The sequence below is a fragment of the Lentzea albidocapillata genome, assembly GCF_000719115.1.
GTDB classification, from domain to species: Bacteria; Actinomycetota; Actinomycetes; order Mycobacteriales; family Pseudonocardiaceae; genus Lentzea; species Lentzea albidocapillata.
On the sequence record NZ_JOEA01000001.1, the window covers coordinates 138,381 to 151,746 of the forward strand.

19 protein-coding genes and 1 tRNA gene are annotated in these 13,366 nt (G+C 68.6%); 17 read left to right on the forward strand and 3 right to left on the reverse strand.

The window, feature by feature from the left end; translation table 11 throughout:
* Positions 1 to 106: 106 nt before the first annotated feature.
* Positions 107 to 2,866, reverse strand: a complete 2,760-nt coding sequence (aceE, locus tag IG04_RS0100760) for a pyruvate dehydrogenase (acetyl-transferring), homodimeric type (protein ID WP_030474519.1) — start codon at positions 2,864 to 2,866, stop codon at positions 107 to 109.
* 319 nt (positions 2,867 to 3,185) lie between these two features.
* Here aceE and IG04_RS0100765 point away from each other — a divergent pair, with 319 nt between their 5' ends.
* The 8 genes from IG04_RS0100765 to IG04_RS0100800 all read left to right on the forward strand — a co-directional run bounded on the left by IG04_RS0100765 (position 3,186) and on the right by IG04_RS0100800 (position 7,911).
* Positions 3,186 to 3,617, forward strand: coding sequence for a DUF3052 domain-containing protein (locus tag IG04_RS0100765; protein WP_030474520.1), 432 nt, complete (start codon positions 3,186 to 3,188; stop codon positions 3,615 to 3,617).
* Positions 3,618 to 3,693: 76 nt separating this feature from the next.
* Positions 3,694 to 4,158 carry a peroxiredoxin gene (locus IG04_RS0100770; protein WP_030474521.1) on the forward strand — a complete coding sequence of 155 codons (465 nt, stop codon included), beginning with the start codon at positions 3,694 to 3,696 and terminating at the stop codon, positions 4,156 to 4,158.
* 37 nt (positions 4,159 to 4,195) lie between these two features.
* Positions 4,196 to 4,267, forward strand: a tRNA-Val gene (locus IG04_RS0100775).
* Between the two features lie 113 nt (positions 4,268 to 4,380).
* Positions 4,381 to 4,743 (forward strand): hypothetical protein, encoded by a 363-nt coding sequence (locus IG04_RS0100780; RefSeq protein ID WP_030474522.1) that lies wholly within the window; start codon positions 4,381 to 4,383, stop codon positions 4,741 to 4,743.
* A gap of 48 nt (positions 4,744 to 4,791) precedes the next feature.
* Positions 4,792 to 5,994 (forward strand): cytochrome P450, encoded by a 1,203-nt coding sequence (locus tag IG04_RS43625; protein ID WP_051768587.1) that lies wholly within the window; start codon positions 4,792 to 4,794, stop codon positions 5,992 to 5,994.
* A gap of 13 nt (positions 5,995 to 6,007) precedes the next feature.
* Positions 6,008 to 6,493, forward strand: a complete 486-nt coding sequence (locus IG04_RS43630) for a GNAT family N-acetyltransferase (protein ID WP_051768589.1) — start codon at positions 6,008 to 6,010, stop codon at positions 6,491 to 6,493.
* An 86-nt stretch (positions 6,494 to 6,579) separates the two neighbouring features.
* The gene (locus IG04_RS0100795) at positions 6,580 to 6,873 is read left to right on the forward strand and encodes a hypothetical protein (protein ID WP_030474525.1); all 294 of its coding nucleotides are present in this window, start codon (positions 6,580 to 6,582) and stop codon (positions 6,871 to 6,873) included.
* A gap of 9 nt (positions 6,874 to 6,882) precedes the next feature.
* Positions 6,883 to 7,911: a saccharopine dehydrogenase family protein gene (locus tag IG04_RS0100800; protein WP_030474526.1), complete on the forward strand. Its 1,029-nt coding sequence runs from the start codon at positions 6,883 to 6,885 to the stop codon at positions 7,909 to 7,911.
* On the opposite strand, the gene IG04_RS0100805 is transcribed toward IG04_RS0100800, so the two are convergent.
* Positions 7,901 to 8,107: a CsbD family protein gene (locus IG04_RS0100805; RefSeq protein ID WP_030474527.1), complete on the reverse strand. Its 207-nt coding sequence runs from the start codon at positions 8,105 to 8,107 to the stop codon at positions 7,901 to 7,903. The genes IG04_RS0100800 and IG04_RS0100805 overlap by 11 nt on opposite strands.
* 186 nt (positions 8,108 to 8,293) lie before the next feature.
* On the opposite strand from IG04_RS0100805, the gene IG04_RS0100810 reads away from it, so the two are divergent.
* Genes IG04_RS0100810 through IG04_RS0100850 form a run of 9 tightly spaced genes read left to right on the forward strand, consistent with a single transcriptional unit; the run spans position 8,294 to position 12,074 of the window.
* The gene (locus IG04_RS0100810) at positions 8,294 to 8,851 is read left to right on the forward strand and encodes an RNA polymerase sigma factor (protein WP_030474528.1); all 558 of its coding nucleotides are present in this window, start codon (positions 8,294 to 8,296) and stop codon (positions 8,849 to 8,851) included.
* Entirely contained in the window at positions 8,842 to 9,384 is a 543-nt protein-coding gene (locus IG04_RS0100815; RefSeq protein WP_030474529.1) for an anti-sigma factor, read from the forward strand. The genes IG04_RS0100810 and IG04_RS0100815 overlap by 10 nt, the downstream gene beginning before the upstream one ends.
* Positions 9,385 to 9,388: 4 nt before the next feature.
* Positions 9,389 to 9,736 carry an Asp23/Gls24 family envelope stress response protein gene (locus tag IG04_RS0100820; RefSeq protein ID WP_030474530.1) on the forward strand — a complete coding sequence of 116 codons (348 nt, stop codon included), beginning with the start codon at positions 9,389 to 9,391 and terminating at the stop codon, positions 9,734 to 9,736.
* A 2-nt stretch (positions 9,737 to 9,738) separates the two neighbouring features.
* A complete protein-coding gene (locus IG04_RS0100825) occupies positions 9,739 to 10,023 on the forward strand; it encodes a hypothetical protein (protein WP_245816392.1) in 285 nt (94 codons plus the stop codon).
* A 57-nt stretch (positions 10,024 to 10,080) separates the two neighbouring features.
* Positions 10,081 to 10,521 carry an Asp23/Gls24 family envelope stress response protein gene (locus IG04_RS0100830; RefSeq protein ID WP_051768590.1) on the forward strand — a complete coding sequence of 147 codons (441 nt, stop codon included), beginning with the start codon at positions 10,081 to 10,083 and terminating at the stop codon, positions 10,519 to 10,521.
* Between the two features lie 11 nt (positions 10,522 to 10,532).
* Complete coding sequence (locus IG04_RS47060) at positions 10,533 to 10,709, forward strand: hypothetical protein (protein ID WP_030474533.1); 177 nt, start codon at positions 10,533 to 10,535, stop codon at positions 10,707 to 10,709.
* A 2-nt stretch (positions 10,710 to 10,711) separates the two neighbouring features.
* Positions 10,712 to 11,023 (forward strand): Asp23/Gls24 family envelope stress response protein, encoded by a 312-nt coding sequence (locus IG04_RS0100840; RefSeq protein WP_030474534.1) that lies wholly within the window; start codon positions 10,712 to 10,714, stop codon positions 11,021 to 11,023.
* On the forward strand, positions 11,020 to 11,538 hold the full coding sequence (locus IG04_RS0100845) for a DUF6286 domain-containing protein (RefSeq protein ID WP_030474535.1): 519 nt from the start codon (positions 11,020 to 11,022) through the stop codon (positions 11,536 to 11,538). Before IG04_RS0100840 ends, IG04_RS0100845 begins: the two co-directional genes overlap by 4 nt.
* Complete coding sequence (locus tag IG04_RS0100850) at positions 11,535 to 12,074, forward strand: hypothetical protein (RefSeq protein WP_030474536.1); 540 nt, start codon at positions 11,535 to 11,537, stop codon at positions 12,072 to 12,074. Before IG04_RS0100845 ends, IG04_RS0100850 begins: the two co-directional genes overlap by 4 nt.
* Positions 12,075 to 12,153: 79 nt before the next feature.
* Here the strand turns inward: IG04_RS0100850 and lipA are convergent, their stop codons facing one another.
* On the reverse strand, positions 12,154 to 13,155 hold the full coding sequence (lipA, locus tag IG04_RS0100855) for a lipoyl synthase (RefSeq protein ID WP_030474537.1): 1,002 nt from the start codon (positions 13,153 to 13,155) through the stop codon (positions 12,154 to 12,156).
* Positions 13,156 to 13,366: the final 211 nt, after the last annotated feature.

Here is a 13,366-nt window from a genome sequence, read left to right on the forward strand (position 1 = left end):
CTCCGGGATCACTCGGATGCAGGAACGAACGGACTGAGGGGCCGTCCCGCGCGGTGGCGGAACGGCCCCTCAGATCGCCTTACAGCGTCTCGAGCGGCTGCGGTGACTACGCCAGACCAGCGTCCGACGTCGACGGCCCAGCGGCCTGCACGTCGTTGATGCGGTACTTGCGAGCCGCCTCGACGACCTTGGACTGCTCGACCTCGCCGCGCCGGGCCAGGGCGGCCAGCGTGGCGACGACGACGGACTCCGCGTCCACCAGGAAGTGGCGGCGGGCGGCCGGGCGGGTGTCGGAGAAGCCGAAGCCGTCCGTGCCCAGGGTCGTCATGTCGGTCGGGACGTACGGGCGGATCAGGTCCGGGATCGCCGACGCCCAGTCGGACACCGCGATCACCGGGCCCTGCACGTCCTTCAGCACCTGCGTCACGTACGGCACGCGCGGCTCGGCGTCCACGTGCAGCAGGTTGTGGCGGTCGGTGTCGACGGCGTCGCGGCGCAGCTCCGAGTACGACGTCGCGGACCACACGTCCGCCGATACGCCCCACTCTTCGGCCAGCAGCTTCTGCGCCTTGAGAGCCCACGGGATGCCCACACCGGAGCCGAAGATCTGCGCACGCGGACCACCGGTCTGCGGGCCGTCCTGGTACTTGTAGAGGCCCCGCAGGAGGCCTTCCACGTCCAGGCCCTCCGGCTCGGCCGGCTGCACGTACGGCTCGTTGTAGACCGTCATGTAGTAGAAGATGTTCTCGGCGTTCTCGCCGTACATCCTGCGCAGACCGTCCTTGACGATGTGCGCCACCTCGAAGGACCACGCCGGGTCGTACGAGATCACGGCCGGGTTCGTGTGCGCGAGCAGCAGCGAGTGACCGTCGGCGTGCTGAAGGCCCTCACCGGTCAGCGTCGTGCGGCCCGCGGTGGCACCCAGCACGAAGCCGCGCGCCATCTGGTCCGCCGCCGCCCACAGGCCGTCGCCCGTGCGCTGGAAGCCGAACATCGAGTAGAAGATGTAGATCGGGATCATCGGCTCGCCCTGCGTGGCGTAGGACGTGCCGACCGCCGTGAACGACGCCGTGGAACCCGCCTCGTTGATGCCCTCGTGCAGGATCTGGCCCTGCTCGGACTCCTTGTAGGCGAGCATCAGGTTGGCGTCCACCGAGGTGTACGCCTGGCCGTTCGGGTTGTAGATCTTCTGCGTCGGGAACATGGAGTCCATGCCGAACGTCCGTGCCTCGTCCGGGATGATCGGCACGATGCGCGGGCCGATCTCCGGGTCCTTCGCGAGGTCGCGGACGAGCCGGACGAACGCCATCGTCGTGGCGACCTCCTGCTTGCCGGAGCCGCGCTTGATGCCGTCGTAGACCTTGTCGCCCGGCAGCACCAGCGCCTTGGACTTCGTGCGGCGCTCCGGCAGGAAACCACCCAGCTGACGGCGGCGCTCCAGCATGTACTGGATCTCCTGGTTGTCCTGCCCGGGGTGGTAGTACGGCGGCAGGTACGGGTCCTTCTCGAGCACCTCGTCGGAGATCGGGATGCGCAGGCTGTCCCGGAAGCCCTTGAGGTCGTCCAGGGTCATCTTCTTCATCTGGTGCGTCGCGTTGCGCGCCGCGAAGTGCTTGCCGAGCGAGTAGCCCTTGATCGTCTTGGCGAGGATCACGGTCGGCTGGCCGACGGTCTCGGTCGCCGCCTTGTAGGCCGCGTAGACCTTGCGGTAGTCGTGGCCACCGCGCTTGAGGTTCCACACCTCGTCGTCGGTCATCGGGTCGACGAGCGCCTTCGTCCGCGGGTCGCGGCCGAAGAAGTGCTCCTTGATGTACGCGCCGTCGTTCGCCTTGTACGTCTGGTAATCGCCGTCGGGCGTGTTGTTCATCAGGTTGACGAGAGCACCGTCACGGTCGGCGTGCAGCAGCGCGTCCCACTCGCGGCCCCAGACGACCTTGATGACGTTCCAGCCGGCGCCCCGGAAGAACGACTCCAGCTCCTGAATGATCTTACCGTTGCCGCGCACCGGGCCGTCGAGGCGCTGCAGGTTGCAGTTGACCACGAACGTCAGGTTGTCGAGCTGCTCGTTCGCCGCGAGCTGCAGCAGGCCGCGCGACTCGGGCTCGTCCATCTCGCCGTCGCCGAGGAACGCCCACACGTGCTGGTCGGACGTGTCCTTGATGCCGCGGTCACGCAGGTAGCGGTTGAACCTCGCCTGGTAGATCGCGTTCATCGGGCCGATGCCCATGGAGACCGTGGGGAACTCCCAGAAGTCCGGCATGAGGCGCGGATGCGGGTACGACGGCAGGCCGCCACCCGGACCGGCGTGCGAGTACTCCTGGCGGAAGCCGTCGAGCTGGTGCTCGCTCAGGCGGCCCTCGAGGAACGCGCGGGCGTACACGCCGGGCGAGGCGTGCCCCTGGATGAAGATCTGGTCGCCGCCACCGGGGTGGTTCTTGCCGCGGAAGAAGTGGTTGAAGCCGACCTCGTAGAGCGACGCGCTGGACGCGTACGTCGAAATGTGTCCACCGACACCCACGCCGGGCCGCTGCGCGCGGTGCACCGTCATCGCGGCGTTCCAGCGGATCCACGCACGGTAACGACGCTCCACCTCCTCGTCACCGGGGAACCACGGCTCCCGCTCGGTGGGGATGGTGTTGACGTAGTCGGTGCTGATCAGCGACGGCATGCCGACGTGGTTCTCACCAGCGCGTTCGAGCAGACGCAGCATCAGATAACGAGCCCGCTGCTGACCGCCGCCCTTGAGCACCTCGTCGAACGACTCGAGCCATTCCGAGGTCTCTTCGGGGTCGATGTCCGGCAGGTGCGCTGCCAGACCGTCACGAATGACACGCACCCGCTCGGGGCCGGTGTTCTGCGGGCTCAAGGTGTCTCCTCGGCTTCGTTGGCGGTACTCGCGCTGGCCCGGAAACCGTGCCACGCACCCCTATCGTTGTCCTTGCGCGACGACTTCGTCATGGCTACCGGTCGGTAGTTCTGGATCGTGTCGCTCACGCGCGCGCGATAAGAGGTATGTAGAGCGTGCCTCATGCCAGTGCGGAGATCTTCACAGGGGTGCCTGTTACGGCGTGTCACGTGGTCAACAGTTGCGCCGGAGGTAGCTGACAGTGTTCGCTAGCCGGAGTAACGGACTCTGGCGGCAGTCTTAGGGCTGTCGCTCTTGCGTAGTTGGAGGAGTGAAAACCGTGGTCGCCGCGGAAGACGCCGGCAAGATCGGCGTCGCCGAGAAGCTCGGGATCGAATCGGGCATGGTCGTCCAAGAACTCGGCTGGGACGAGGACGTTGACGACGCCTTGCGTGCCGCTGTCGAGGAACAGAGCGGGGGCGACCTCCTCGACGAGGATGCCGACGAGACGGTGAGCGTCGTGCTGCTCTGGTGGCGGGAGGACGACGGCGACCTGGTCGACGCCCTGCTCGAAGCCACCGGTGTGCTCGCCGAGGACGGCGTGATCTGGGTTCTCACCCCGAAGACCGGCCGCCCCGGCCACGTGGAGCCGAGCGACGTCGCCGAAGCGGTCCCGACCGCCGGCCTGTCGCAGACCTCCAACATCAGCGTGGGCGAGGACTGGGCGGGCATCCGCCTGGTGTGGCCGAAGTCGGCCAAGGCCAAGCGCTGATCTCTCGTTGACATAGGGTTGAACCACGGGCGCTCACCCGCTCGTGGTCCTGTGTCGCACCGGAGGGGTTCGTCTCATGGCGGTCGAGGTCGGTTCGGAGGCCCCGGGCTTCACGCTCAATGACTACAACAAGCAGCCCGTGGCGTTGTCGTCGTTCCGTGGCGCAAAGGCCGTGCTGCTGGTGTTCTACCCGTTCGCGTTCAGCGGCACCTGCCAGGGCGAGCTCTGCCGGTTGCGTGACGAACTGGCGACCTACGAGGACGAGAACGTCCAGGTGCTGGGCGTCTCCGTGGACTCGCCGTTCGCGCTGAAGGCGTGGGCGAACCAGGAGGGCTACCAGTTCCCGCTGCTGTCCGACTTCTGGCCGCACGGAGCCGTCGCGCAGTCCTACGGCGTGTTCAACGAGGCCGTGGGCATGGCGCTGCGGGGCACGTTTTTGGTCGACGTCTCCGGCGTCGTGCGCTTCGCCGAGGTGAACGCGCCCGGTGAGGCCCGCGATCAGGACGGCTGGAAGAAGGCCGTAGCCTCTCTCAAGGCATGATGTAGCTGTACCCCTGCGCTTCGCGGCGCCGGGATTGGGGCGTGTAGCTCAGCGGAAGAGCACTCGGTTTACACCCGAGCGGTCGCAGGTTCGAACCCTGTCGCGCCCACGGCCTCAGGCCGACCCTGCTCAGTGGCTGCGCCACTTTCGCCGGGTCGTGCCGTACCTTGTTCGAGTTCGTCGGGGACGTTTGGACCCGCCAGCTCCAAAGGACGCCAACCTGTGAGACGCAAGGCCAAGGCCGCGAAGCCCGACACCACCACCGTCACGCAGGAGCAGGTCAAGCTGCTCGCACTGGTGGAACAGGGAGGCGTGCACCGCGGCGCCACCAGCTGGTACCTGGAGCACCGGCCCGCCAAGCAGTGGGACGCGGACGACCTGGAGATCATGCGGCTCCGGGACTGGATCACCTGGGAACAGCGCGTGGGCCACGGTATGGCCGCGCCCGTCGACATCACGGCGCAAGGGCGGGCCGCGCTCCGGCACCACCTGCCCGAGTGGGTGCTCGGGCGGAAGGCCATCGCCGCGGAGCCGCCTCGGTTGCCCTCCGTCGAGACGGTCAGGGCGTTGGACGCGCTGCAGTAGCCCGGTAGAACGGTCTTAGTCGAATCCAAACGGAGGCGGAGACCGGCCATGTCGAAACTGTTGACCGGCGGCGACTTACGCGCACGTGACCACCACCGGATCGAGGACGACGCACGCGAAGAAGGTCCGCTGCATCCCGTGACGTTGCCCAACGGCGTGAGGATGCAGGTGGTCACGGTGGGGCTGGAGCTGACCCGTCAGTTGCTCACCGACCAGCGGCTCTCCAAGGACAGCGCGAAGCTGCAACGCGAGATCAAGCGGCAGCTCGCCGAACGCGGGAGCACGCAGGAGAACCTTGCCGGGTTGTTCGGACCGAGCATGCTCAACAGCGACAACCCGCAGCACGCTCGACTCAGAGCGCTCGCGGTGAAGGCGTTCAACGGCAAGGCGGTGCAGCAGCTCGCGCCTCGCATCGAGGAGATCAGCGCGGAGCTGATCGCCGGGCTTCCCGAGAACGAGGAGATCGACCTCGTCGCGGAGCTGGCCGTGCCGATGCCCATGCACATCATCGGTGAGGTCCTCGGGCTGCCGGCAGAAGATCGCGCGCACGTCCGCGTGTTGATCGAGACGATGATGTCGATGGAACCCGAGGTGTCGCAGCCGGCGAGCGACGAGCTTGGTGGCTACTTCCACGCGCTGCTCACCGGCAACGGTCTGGATCCGCGGTCGCTGTTCGGTGTGCTGGCCACGGCTGCCGACGACGATGGTGACCATCTAAGTCACGACGAACTGATGGCGATGGCGTTCTTGCTGGTGGTCGCCGGTCATGAGACGTCGGCGGGCCTCATCGCGAACGTTGTGCACGACGCGTTGGACAACGGGCTGTGGCACAAGGTCGCTGAAGATCCCGAACTGGTGCCACGGCTTGTGGAAGAGACATTGCGGCACAACTCGCCTGTCCGCAGCGCCACGCACCGCATCGCCACCGAACCGGTCGAGATCGGTGGCACGACCATCCCCGAGAACACGCTGTTGCTGATCAACCTCGGCGCCGCCGGACGCTGCCCGCAGGCACACGAGAAGGCCGGCGAGTACCGGCTGGACCGCGAGACGACCGGCCACGCGACGTTCGGGCACGGCCCGCACTTCTGCCTCGGCTCGGCGCTCGCCCGCCTGGAGACCGAAACCGTGCTGTGGCAACTGACGAGCCGGTTCCCGCGCACCACCTACGCGGGCGGCGAGCGGCCCGAGGTGACGCACAACGACATCATGGCCAGCCTCAAATCGCTACCGGTCGTGCTCAGGCGCTGACAGGCTGGCCGGCATGGAGATCATTCAAGGGGGACCTGAGCACGTCGACACGGCCGCGTTGCTCTGGGCCCACGCGGTCGCCGAGAGGGACGGCTACGACGAGGTTCCGTCGCTCGAACTGGCGCGGCCGGGGGTGGGGAGCGCTCTCGTGAAGGAGCCCTCGCTGTTGCTGCTCGCCCAGGAAGGTGGCCGGGCAGTGGGTTTCCTCGCCGGAGGTCCACAAGAGACGAACACCGCCTTCGTCAACTACGTCGGCGTGCACCCCGACGCGTGGGGCAAGGGCGTCGGTGAGGCGTTGTTGCGGGCGCTGCCCGAAATGTTGATCAGGAATGGATACGAGAAGGCGGAGTTGATGGTCTACGTCGACAACGTCCGGGGCGTGCGGCTCTACGAACGCCTCGGGTGGATCAAGGTCGGCGACCCTGTGCCGCATCCGCGTTCCGGCCGGGTGGAGCAGCGTTACGCGTTCTCGCCCGCATCGTGGGAACCAGGGGTGTGAGAGCGTTTAGTGGGGGATTAGGGGATCAACCCCAATGCGTCTGACCAGGGCTATCCCAAAGTCCATTTGAGACGTAACTTTTGCTCATGTCAGTGCGCACCTTCGCCGTGGTGGTCGGTCTCGCGTTCTTGCTCGGTGGGGGTGCGATTCTGTTCGTGATGCTGGCCGTCGAGGCGCCGAGCGGGGCACTGATCCCGTGCGGCAACAGCCTGGGCATCGGGTTCGAGGAACCCGCGGCGTCCGCGGCCGGTCCGGCTTATGTGGACATCTGCGCCGACCTGCGGCACCGCCGGCTGCTGTGGGGGTTGCCGGTGATCGGGCTCGGCGCGTTGCTGCTGATCGGCTCTTTGGTCGGTTTCCGACGGGCTACTCGCCGGTAAGGTCGCGGCATGACGTGGATGGTCTACGGCGCCAACGGCTACACCGGACGTCTCATCGCCGAGCTCGCGGTCCAGCGCGGGGAGCGGCCGATCCTCGCCGGCCGCTCGCTCGAGAAGGTCGAGCCGATCGCCGCCGCGCTCGGGCTGGAGCACCGGGCGTTCGGCCTGGACCAGGCGCGGACGAACCTCGAGGACGTCGACGCTGTCGTGCACTGCGCGGGACCGTTCTCGCGCACGTCCGGCGCGATGGTCGACGCCTGCCTGAAGACCCGCACCCACTACCTCGACATCACCGGTGAGATCGACGTCTTCGAGTCCATCGGGCTGAGGGACGACGACGCGCGCAAGGCGGGCATCGTGCTGTTGCCCGGTGCGGGGTTCGACGTCGTGCCGACGGACTGCCTCGCCGCGATCCTGAAGAACGCCCTGCCGTCCGCCACGCACCTCGACCTCGCGTTCGTCGTCGGGGGAGGGGCGAGCGCGGGCACGACCAAGACGTCCGTCGAGGGCGCCGCGGTGGGCGGGCGGATCCGGGTGAACGGCGAACTGAGGAGCGTCCGCATCAGCCACCGCAGGCGCACCGCGTACTTCCGGTCGGGGCCGCGCGAGGTCGGCAGCATCCCGTGGGGCGATGTGAGCACCGCCTACCGCTCGACCGGCATCCCGAACATCACCACGTTCACCACCGTGCCGGGCCTGCTCGGTCAGTTGCAGCAGGTGTTCGCGCCCGTGCTGCGGACATCGCTCGTGCAGAACGTGGCGAAGACCGTCGCCGGCAAGGTCAAGGGCCCTGACGAACGCAAGCGCGCGAACACCAGGGCCGAGGTGTTCGGCGAGGCGTGGGACGCGCAGACGAAGGTCGAATGCGCGATCACCACACCGAACGCCTACAGCCTCACCGCGGACTCCGTGCTCCGCGCCATCGCGAAGATCGACGGCGTGGTGCCCGGCTCGCACACGCCGTCCAGCGCGTTCGGCGCCGACTTCGTGCGCGAGCTCGACGGCGTCGTCGCGAGTGAGGTCCGCTTCACTTCTTGAGGTGCTTCGCGACGCTGTCGACGACTCCGCCGACAGCGTCCTTCACCTTCTCCACGCCGTCCTTCACGGCCGCCTTCGCCTGATCCGCGCGGCCCTCGCCGGCGAGCTGCTCGTCGCCGGTGACCTCACCCGCGGTCTCCTTGGCCTTGCCGCCGAGATCTTCCGCCTTGTTGCCGATCTTGTCCGACAGCGACATCGCGTCCTCCTGAGCTCGAGTTCGTCCTGACGCCTGTTCGATACCCGCCGCCCCACCTTCGTCACGCCACTGTCGGGTGAAAACCGGGTGAGTGTGATCACGGGCGGGAAATCAGGGAACCGCGTGACGTTCCGCGATCGAACGTGTCCATCAGGCGACGGAAGAGATTCGGGCGGGGGTGTGCGCATGGGCGTGGCTGAGGCGGCCGCACTCGACGATGCCACGCTGGTGGCAAGGTCTCGTGACGGTGACATGCGTGCCTATGAGCAGCTTGTCCGTCGTTACCAGGGGCCGATGTACCGGCTGGCGTTGCGCATCGTGGGCAGCAGGGGTGACGCCGAGGACGCGGTGCAGGACGTGTTCCTGACCGCGTGGAGGCGGCTCGGGCAGCTCAACGACGACGGGGCGTTCCTCGGCTGGCTCTACCGCACGACCACCAACCAGTGCCTGAACGTGCTGCGCAAGCGCAAGCCGCACGCCGACACCGAGCTCGACGAGCAGGAGTCGGCGGCACCGCGCACCCGGCCCGAACGTGCGGTTGAGGTGAACGCGCAGCTCGACGCGCTGCAAGCCGCACTGCGCGGTCTCACACCGGAACAGCGGGCGTGCTGGGTGTTGCGTGAGGTCCACGGCCGGTCCTACGACGAGATCGCCGAGGCGATCGGCACGACCCAGCAGTCGGTGCGCGGCAGGCTCGCGCGGGCACGGGCACAACTCGCGGAGGTGATGGCGCCGTGGCGGTGACGTCCGACTACGTCCTGCCGTGCGGGCGGGACGTCGAAGAAGTCTGGGAGGCGATCGACCTCTCGGACGAGCACACGCGCTCGTGTCCGCACTGTGCGGCCGTGAGAGAGAGTCTTCTGGTGTTGCGCGCGGCCACCGACGAACTGGTCCGCGAAGAGGTCGAGCCACCATTCGACCTGGTCAGCCGTGTGATGTCGGCAGTACGCGCCGATGTACGGCGGTCCGATGTCGTGCCGTTGCCCGGTGACGGCCTGGCCCGGATCAGCACGCGCGCCGTCGCGGCGGTGCTGCGGTACGCGGCGGACGGCGTGGACGGCGTGCGAGCGCGCGCATGCCGTGTCGAGGAAGCGCCGGAGTCGACCGTGTCGGATCCGGTGATCGAGGTCGAACTGAGCATCGCGATCACCGCGGGGCTTGTCACGCACCAGGCGTACGACGAGGTGCGGCGCCGGGTGCTGGCGGCGGCCTCCGCGCGGATCGGTGTGCGGCTCGCCCGCCTGGACCTCGTCGTGGCCGACGTTCTCGAAGGATGAGCGAGTGATCGAAACAGTCGTGTCCGCTCCGGCGGTGGCGGCGGTCGCGGTGCACGCGGCCGAGAGGGTCGCGGGCGTGCGGGTGCAGCCTGGCGTGGCGGGCCTGGTCAGTTCGGTGGTGCGTTCGGCGCGGCAGCAGATCAAGGGGTTGCAGCCGGCGCCGGTGGAAGGCGTGCGGGTGCGGTGGTCCGGTGCCGTCGCGCTGCTGGAGGTGGACGTGGTGATCTCGGGCCAGGACCAGGCCGCGGCCGTGGCCCGCGCCGTGCAACGGTCGGTGCGCGCGCTCGTGCCGGAACTGACCGGTGTCGCGGTGGAGTCCGTCGTGGTCACGGTGGTGGACGTCGCATGGTGATCGTGACGGAGTTGTTGAAGGCACTGGAGAAGGTCGACGGACTGCGGCCGTCGGTGCCCGAGCCCGCGCGTTCCTGGATCTCCTGGGACGTCGACACGCTGGCCGTCGACGTCGAGGACGACCTGGTGTGCGTCCGGGTCGTCGCCACCCGGCTTCCGCTGGCACTGGCGGAGGCGGGTGCGGCACTGCGGTCCGTTCTCCTTGGCACGCAATGGGAAAGCGCTGTCGTGCGCATCGTCGTGACCGATGTGGACAAACGTGCTCTCGATCACCTGATCGGGTCGTGACGTTTCGGCCGCGGCCGATGTCCATCTGGTGTGAACGCCTCGAAGGAAGGAATTGCGATGAGCACGCAGACTGTGGAGAAGATCGGTGTCGCGGGCGGGAAGCTGGCGACCGACAAGGGATCCACCACCATCGCGGACGTCGTGGTGCAGAAGGTCGCGGGCCTCGCGGCGCGGGAGATCCGTGGCGTGCACGCGCTGGGCGGCGGCGCGACCCGTGCGCTGAGCGCGTTGCGCGATCGCATCCCCGGTGCCACCGCGAGCGCGGGCCAGGGCGTGTCGGTCGAGGTCGGCGAGAAGCAGGCCGCCGTCGACCTGGAGCTTGTGGTCGAGTACGGCGTGCCGATCGCGGACCTCGCGAAGTCCGTGCGCACCAACGTGATCACCGCGATCGAGCAGATCACCGGTCTTGAGGTCGTCGAGGTCAACATCAACGTCAACGACGTGCACATCCCGAGCGACGCCGAGGGCGAAGAGCCCGAGACCGCTCGCGTGCAGTGAGAGGAAACGCCATGAGCACCACCGCACTGGGCCTGCTGACCGGGCTCACGCTCGGCCTGGCCGCCGCGTTCGGGGGCTTCACCGCGTTCCTGCTCGTGCTCGTCTTCGGCGCGCTCGGCCTGATCGCGGGCCGGGTCGCCGAGGGCAAGCTCGACCTCGCACAGTTGCTGGGCAGGGATCGGGACTGACGATGACGCTCACCGCACAGCCAGGATTGACCACCGTCGCGGACCGCGCGGTGGGCCGCATCGCCGGGCGTGCCGCCATGGAGGTGCCGGACGTGCTCGACTGCGCCGTCACCGCGAGGGTGATCGGGGGAGTGGTGACGCTCGACGCGCGCCTCGACCTGCGTTACCCGGCGCCGGTCGCGTCGACCGCCGCTCGTGTGCGTGCACACCTGGTCGCACGGGTGGCCGCGCTCACCGGCCTGCAGGTCTCCGTGGTGGACGTGTCGGTCGGCGTGCTGCGTGCGGACGCGGTTCCGGTGCGGAGGGTCCGGTGACCCGCCGCTCCCGCCGGGCCCTGCCCGCCACGCTCACGGCGCTCGTCCTGCTGGCCGCGTCGGCGCTGGTCGCGGTGTGCGCGATCCAGCTCACGCTCGGCGAACGACCGTTGCTGCCCTACGACTCCCTCGTCGGCTCGTTGCACGACACGACGTGGTCCGCGCGGGAGGTGGCCGTGGCGGGTGGGGTCATCGTGGCCATCGGACTGCTGCTGCTCCTCGTCGCGGTGGTGCCCGGAAAGGCACGGACCGCGGCACTGGACGAGCACACCGCCGTGTCGGTGCGCGGCCTGCGCAACGCTCTGCGGTCCGCCGCCCAGGTGGACGGCGTCGAGTCCGCAGCGGTGAAGGTGCGCCGCCGCCGGGTCCGCGCGGTCGTGCGCACCCGGCGCGCCGTGGTCGAGGGTCTCGGTGACACCGTCCGCACCGCGCTGGAAAACCGTGTCGGCGAGTTCGCCCTCGCCCGGCCGCCGCAGGTCGTGGTGCGGGTCAAGGCCCCCAGGAGCACGTCATGAACCGGATCTTGCTGGGCCTGCTGGGCTTCGTCCTGCTGGTCGCGGGTGGTTCCGCGATCGCCGTCCACCTGGGTCGCGTGCCCCAGATGGACCGGAACGCCGAGTTGCTACCCGGCACGGCTTTGCCACCGGCGTGGGTGCTGTGGGTGGTCGCGGCCGCCGCGGTCGTCGTCGCGCTCGTGTGCCTGCGCTGGCTCGTCGCCCAGATCCCGCGCCGCAAGGTCGCGACCTGGCGCTGGGCCGACGAGGCCGGCGCCACCCGCATCACCACGTCGACGGCCGCCGCGCCGTTCGCCGAAGAGATCACCGCCTACCCCGGTGTGCGCAAGGTCGAGGCCGTGCTGACCGGTCCGCACACCGCCCCGCGCCTGGCCCTCGTCGTCCGCGCCCACGGCGACGCCGATCTGCGGGGGATCCGCCGCCGCATCGACGACGAGGGCCTGCCCAGGCTTCGGGAGGCGCTCGGCACAGCCGATCTCCAAGCCACCGTGGAGTTCCGGATGACGGCCTCCAAGGCCGACGCCCGAGCGCACTGATATATCGGTTATGCAAAACAGCTGGTCACCCTGGGTGGGTGACCAGCTGATATATCGGTTGCTCCGCCGTTCACTCCGCCTAGCGCGGGGCGAGCAGGCTGGTGATCTCCTGCGACGCCGACACGGTCAGCAGGTGCTGGAGGCTCTCCGGAAGGTCCTCGCCGCGCTTCTGCTTCGCCTGCGCGAACAGGCGGCCGGCGCGGTAGGAGGAGCGGACGAGCGGGCCCGCCATCACGCCGAGGAAGCCGATCTCCTCGGCCGTCTCCTTGTGCTGGACGAACTCCTCGGGCTTCACCCAGCGCTCGACCGGGTGGTGCCGCGGCGACGGGCGCAGGTACTGGGTGATGGTGATGAGTTCGCAGCCCGCGTCGTGCAGGTCGCTGAGCGCCTCCGTGACCTCCTCGGGGGTTTCACCCATGCCGAGGATCAGGTTCGACTTGGTGACCAGGCCGAACTCGCGGGCCTTGGTGATCACCTCGAGCGAGCGCTCGTAGCGGAACGCCGGGCGGATGCGCTTGAAGATCCGCGGGACCGTCTCCAGGTTGTGCGCGAGCACCTCGGGACGTGACTCGAAGACCTCGGCCAACTGCTCGGGGACCGCGTTGAAGTCCGGGATCAGCAACTCGACGCCCGTGCCGGGGTTCATCTCGTGGATCTGGCGCACGGTCTCGGCGTACAGCCACGCGCCCCCGTCCTCCAGGTCGTCACGGGCGACGCCGGTGACCGTGGAGTAGCGCAGGCCCATGGCCTGGACCGACTCGGCGACGCGGCGGGGTTCGTCGCGGTCGAGGTCGGCCGGCTTGCCCGTGTCGATCTGGCAGAAGTCGCAGCGCCTGGTGCACTGCTCGCCGCCGATCAGGAACGTGGCCTCGCGGTCTTCCCAGCACTCGTAGATGTTGGGACAGCCGGCCTCTTCGCAGACCGTGTGCAGGCCTTCGCGTTTGACCAGACCCTTGAGCTCCCGATATTCGGGGCCCATCTTTGCCCGCGTCTTGATCCACGGGGGCTTCTTCTCGATCGGCGTCTCGCTGTTGCGGACCTCGAGCCGCAGCAGCTTCCGACCCTCAGGTACCACAGTCACGTCCTCACCCTACGCTGCGCGCTCAAGTGTCCGGGGTCACGCACTCCCAGGTCAGGCTAAATGCCGGAACCGGGCTCCCGGTGGAGCGCTCGTTGTTCACGATCTGTTGTCGACGCAGGTCACGTCGACCATGAACAACGCGGATGGGCCGAAGATGTTCCCGGCCCGGAGGTGACGACCGGGCTCCGTCGGCGCCTTCCGGCGTGAGGGC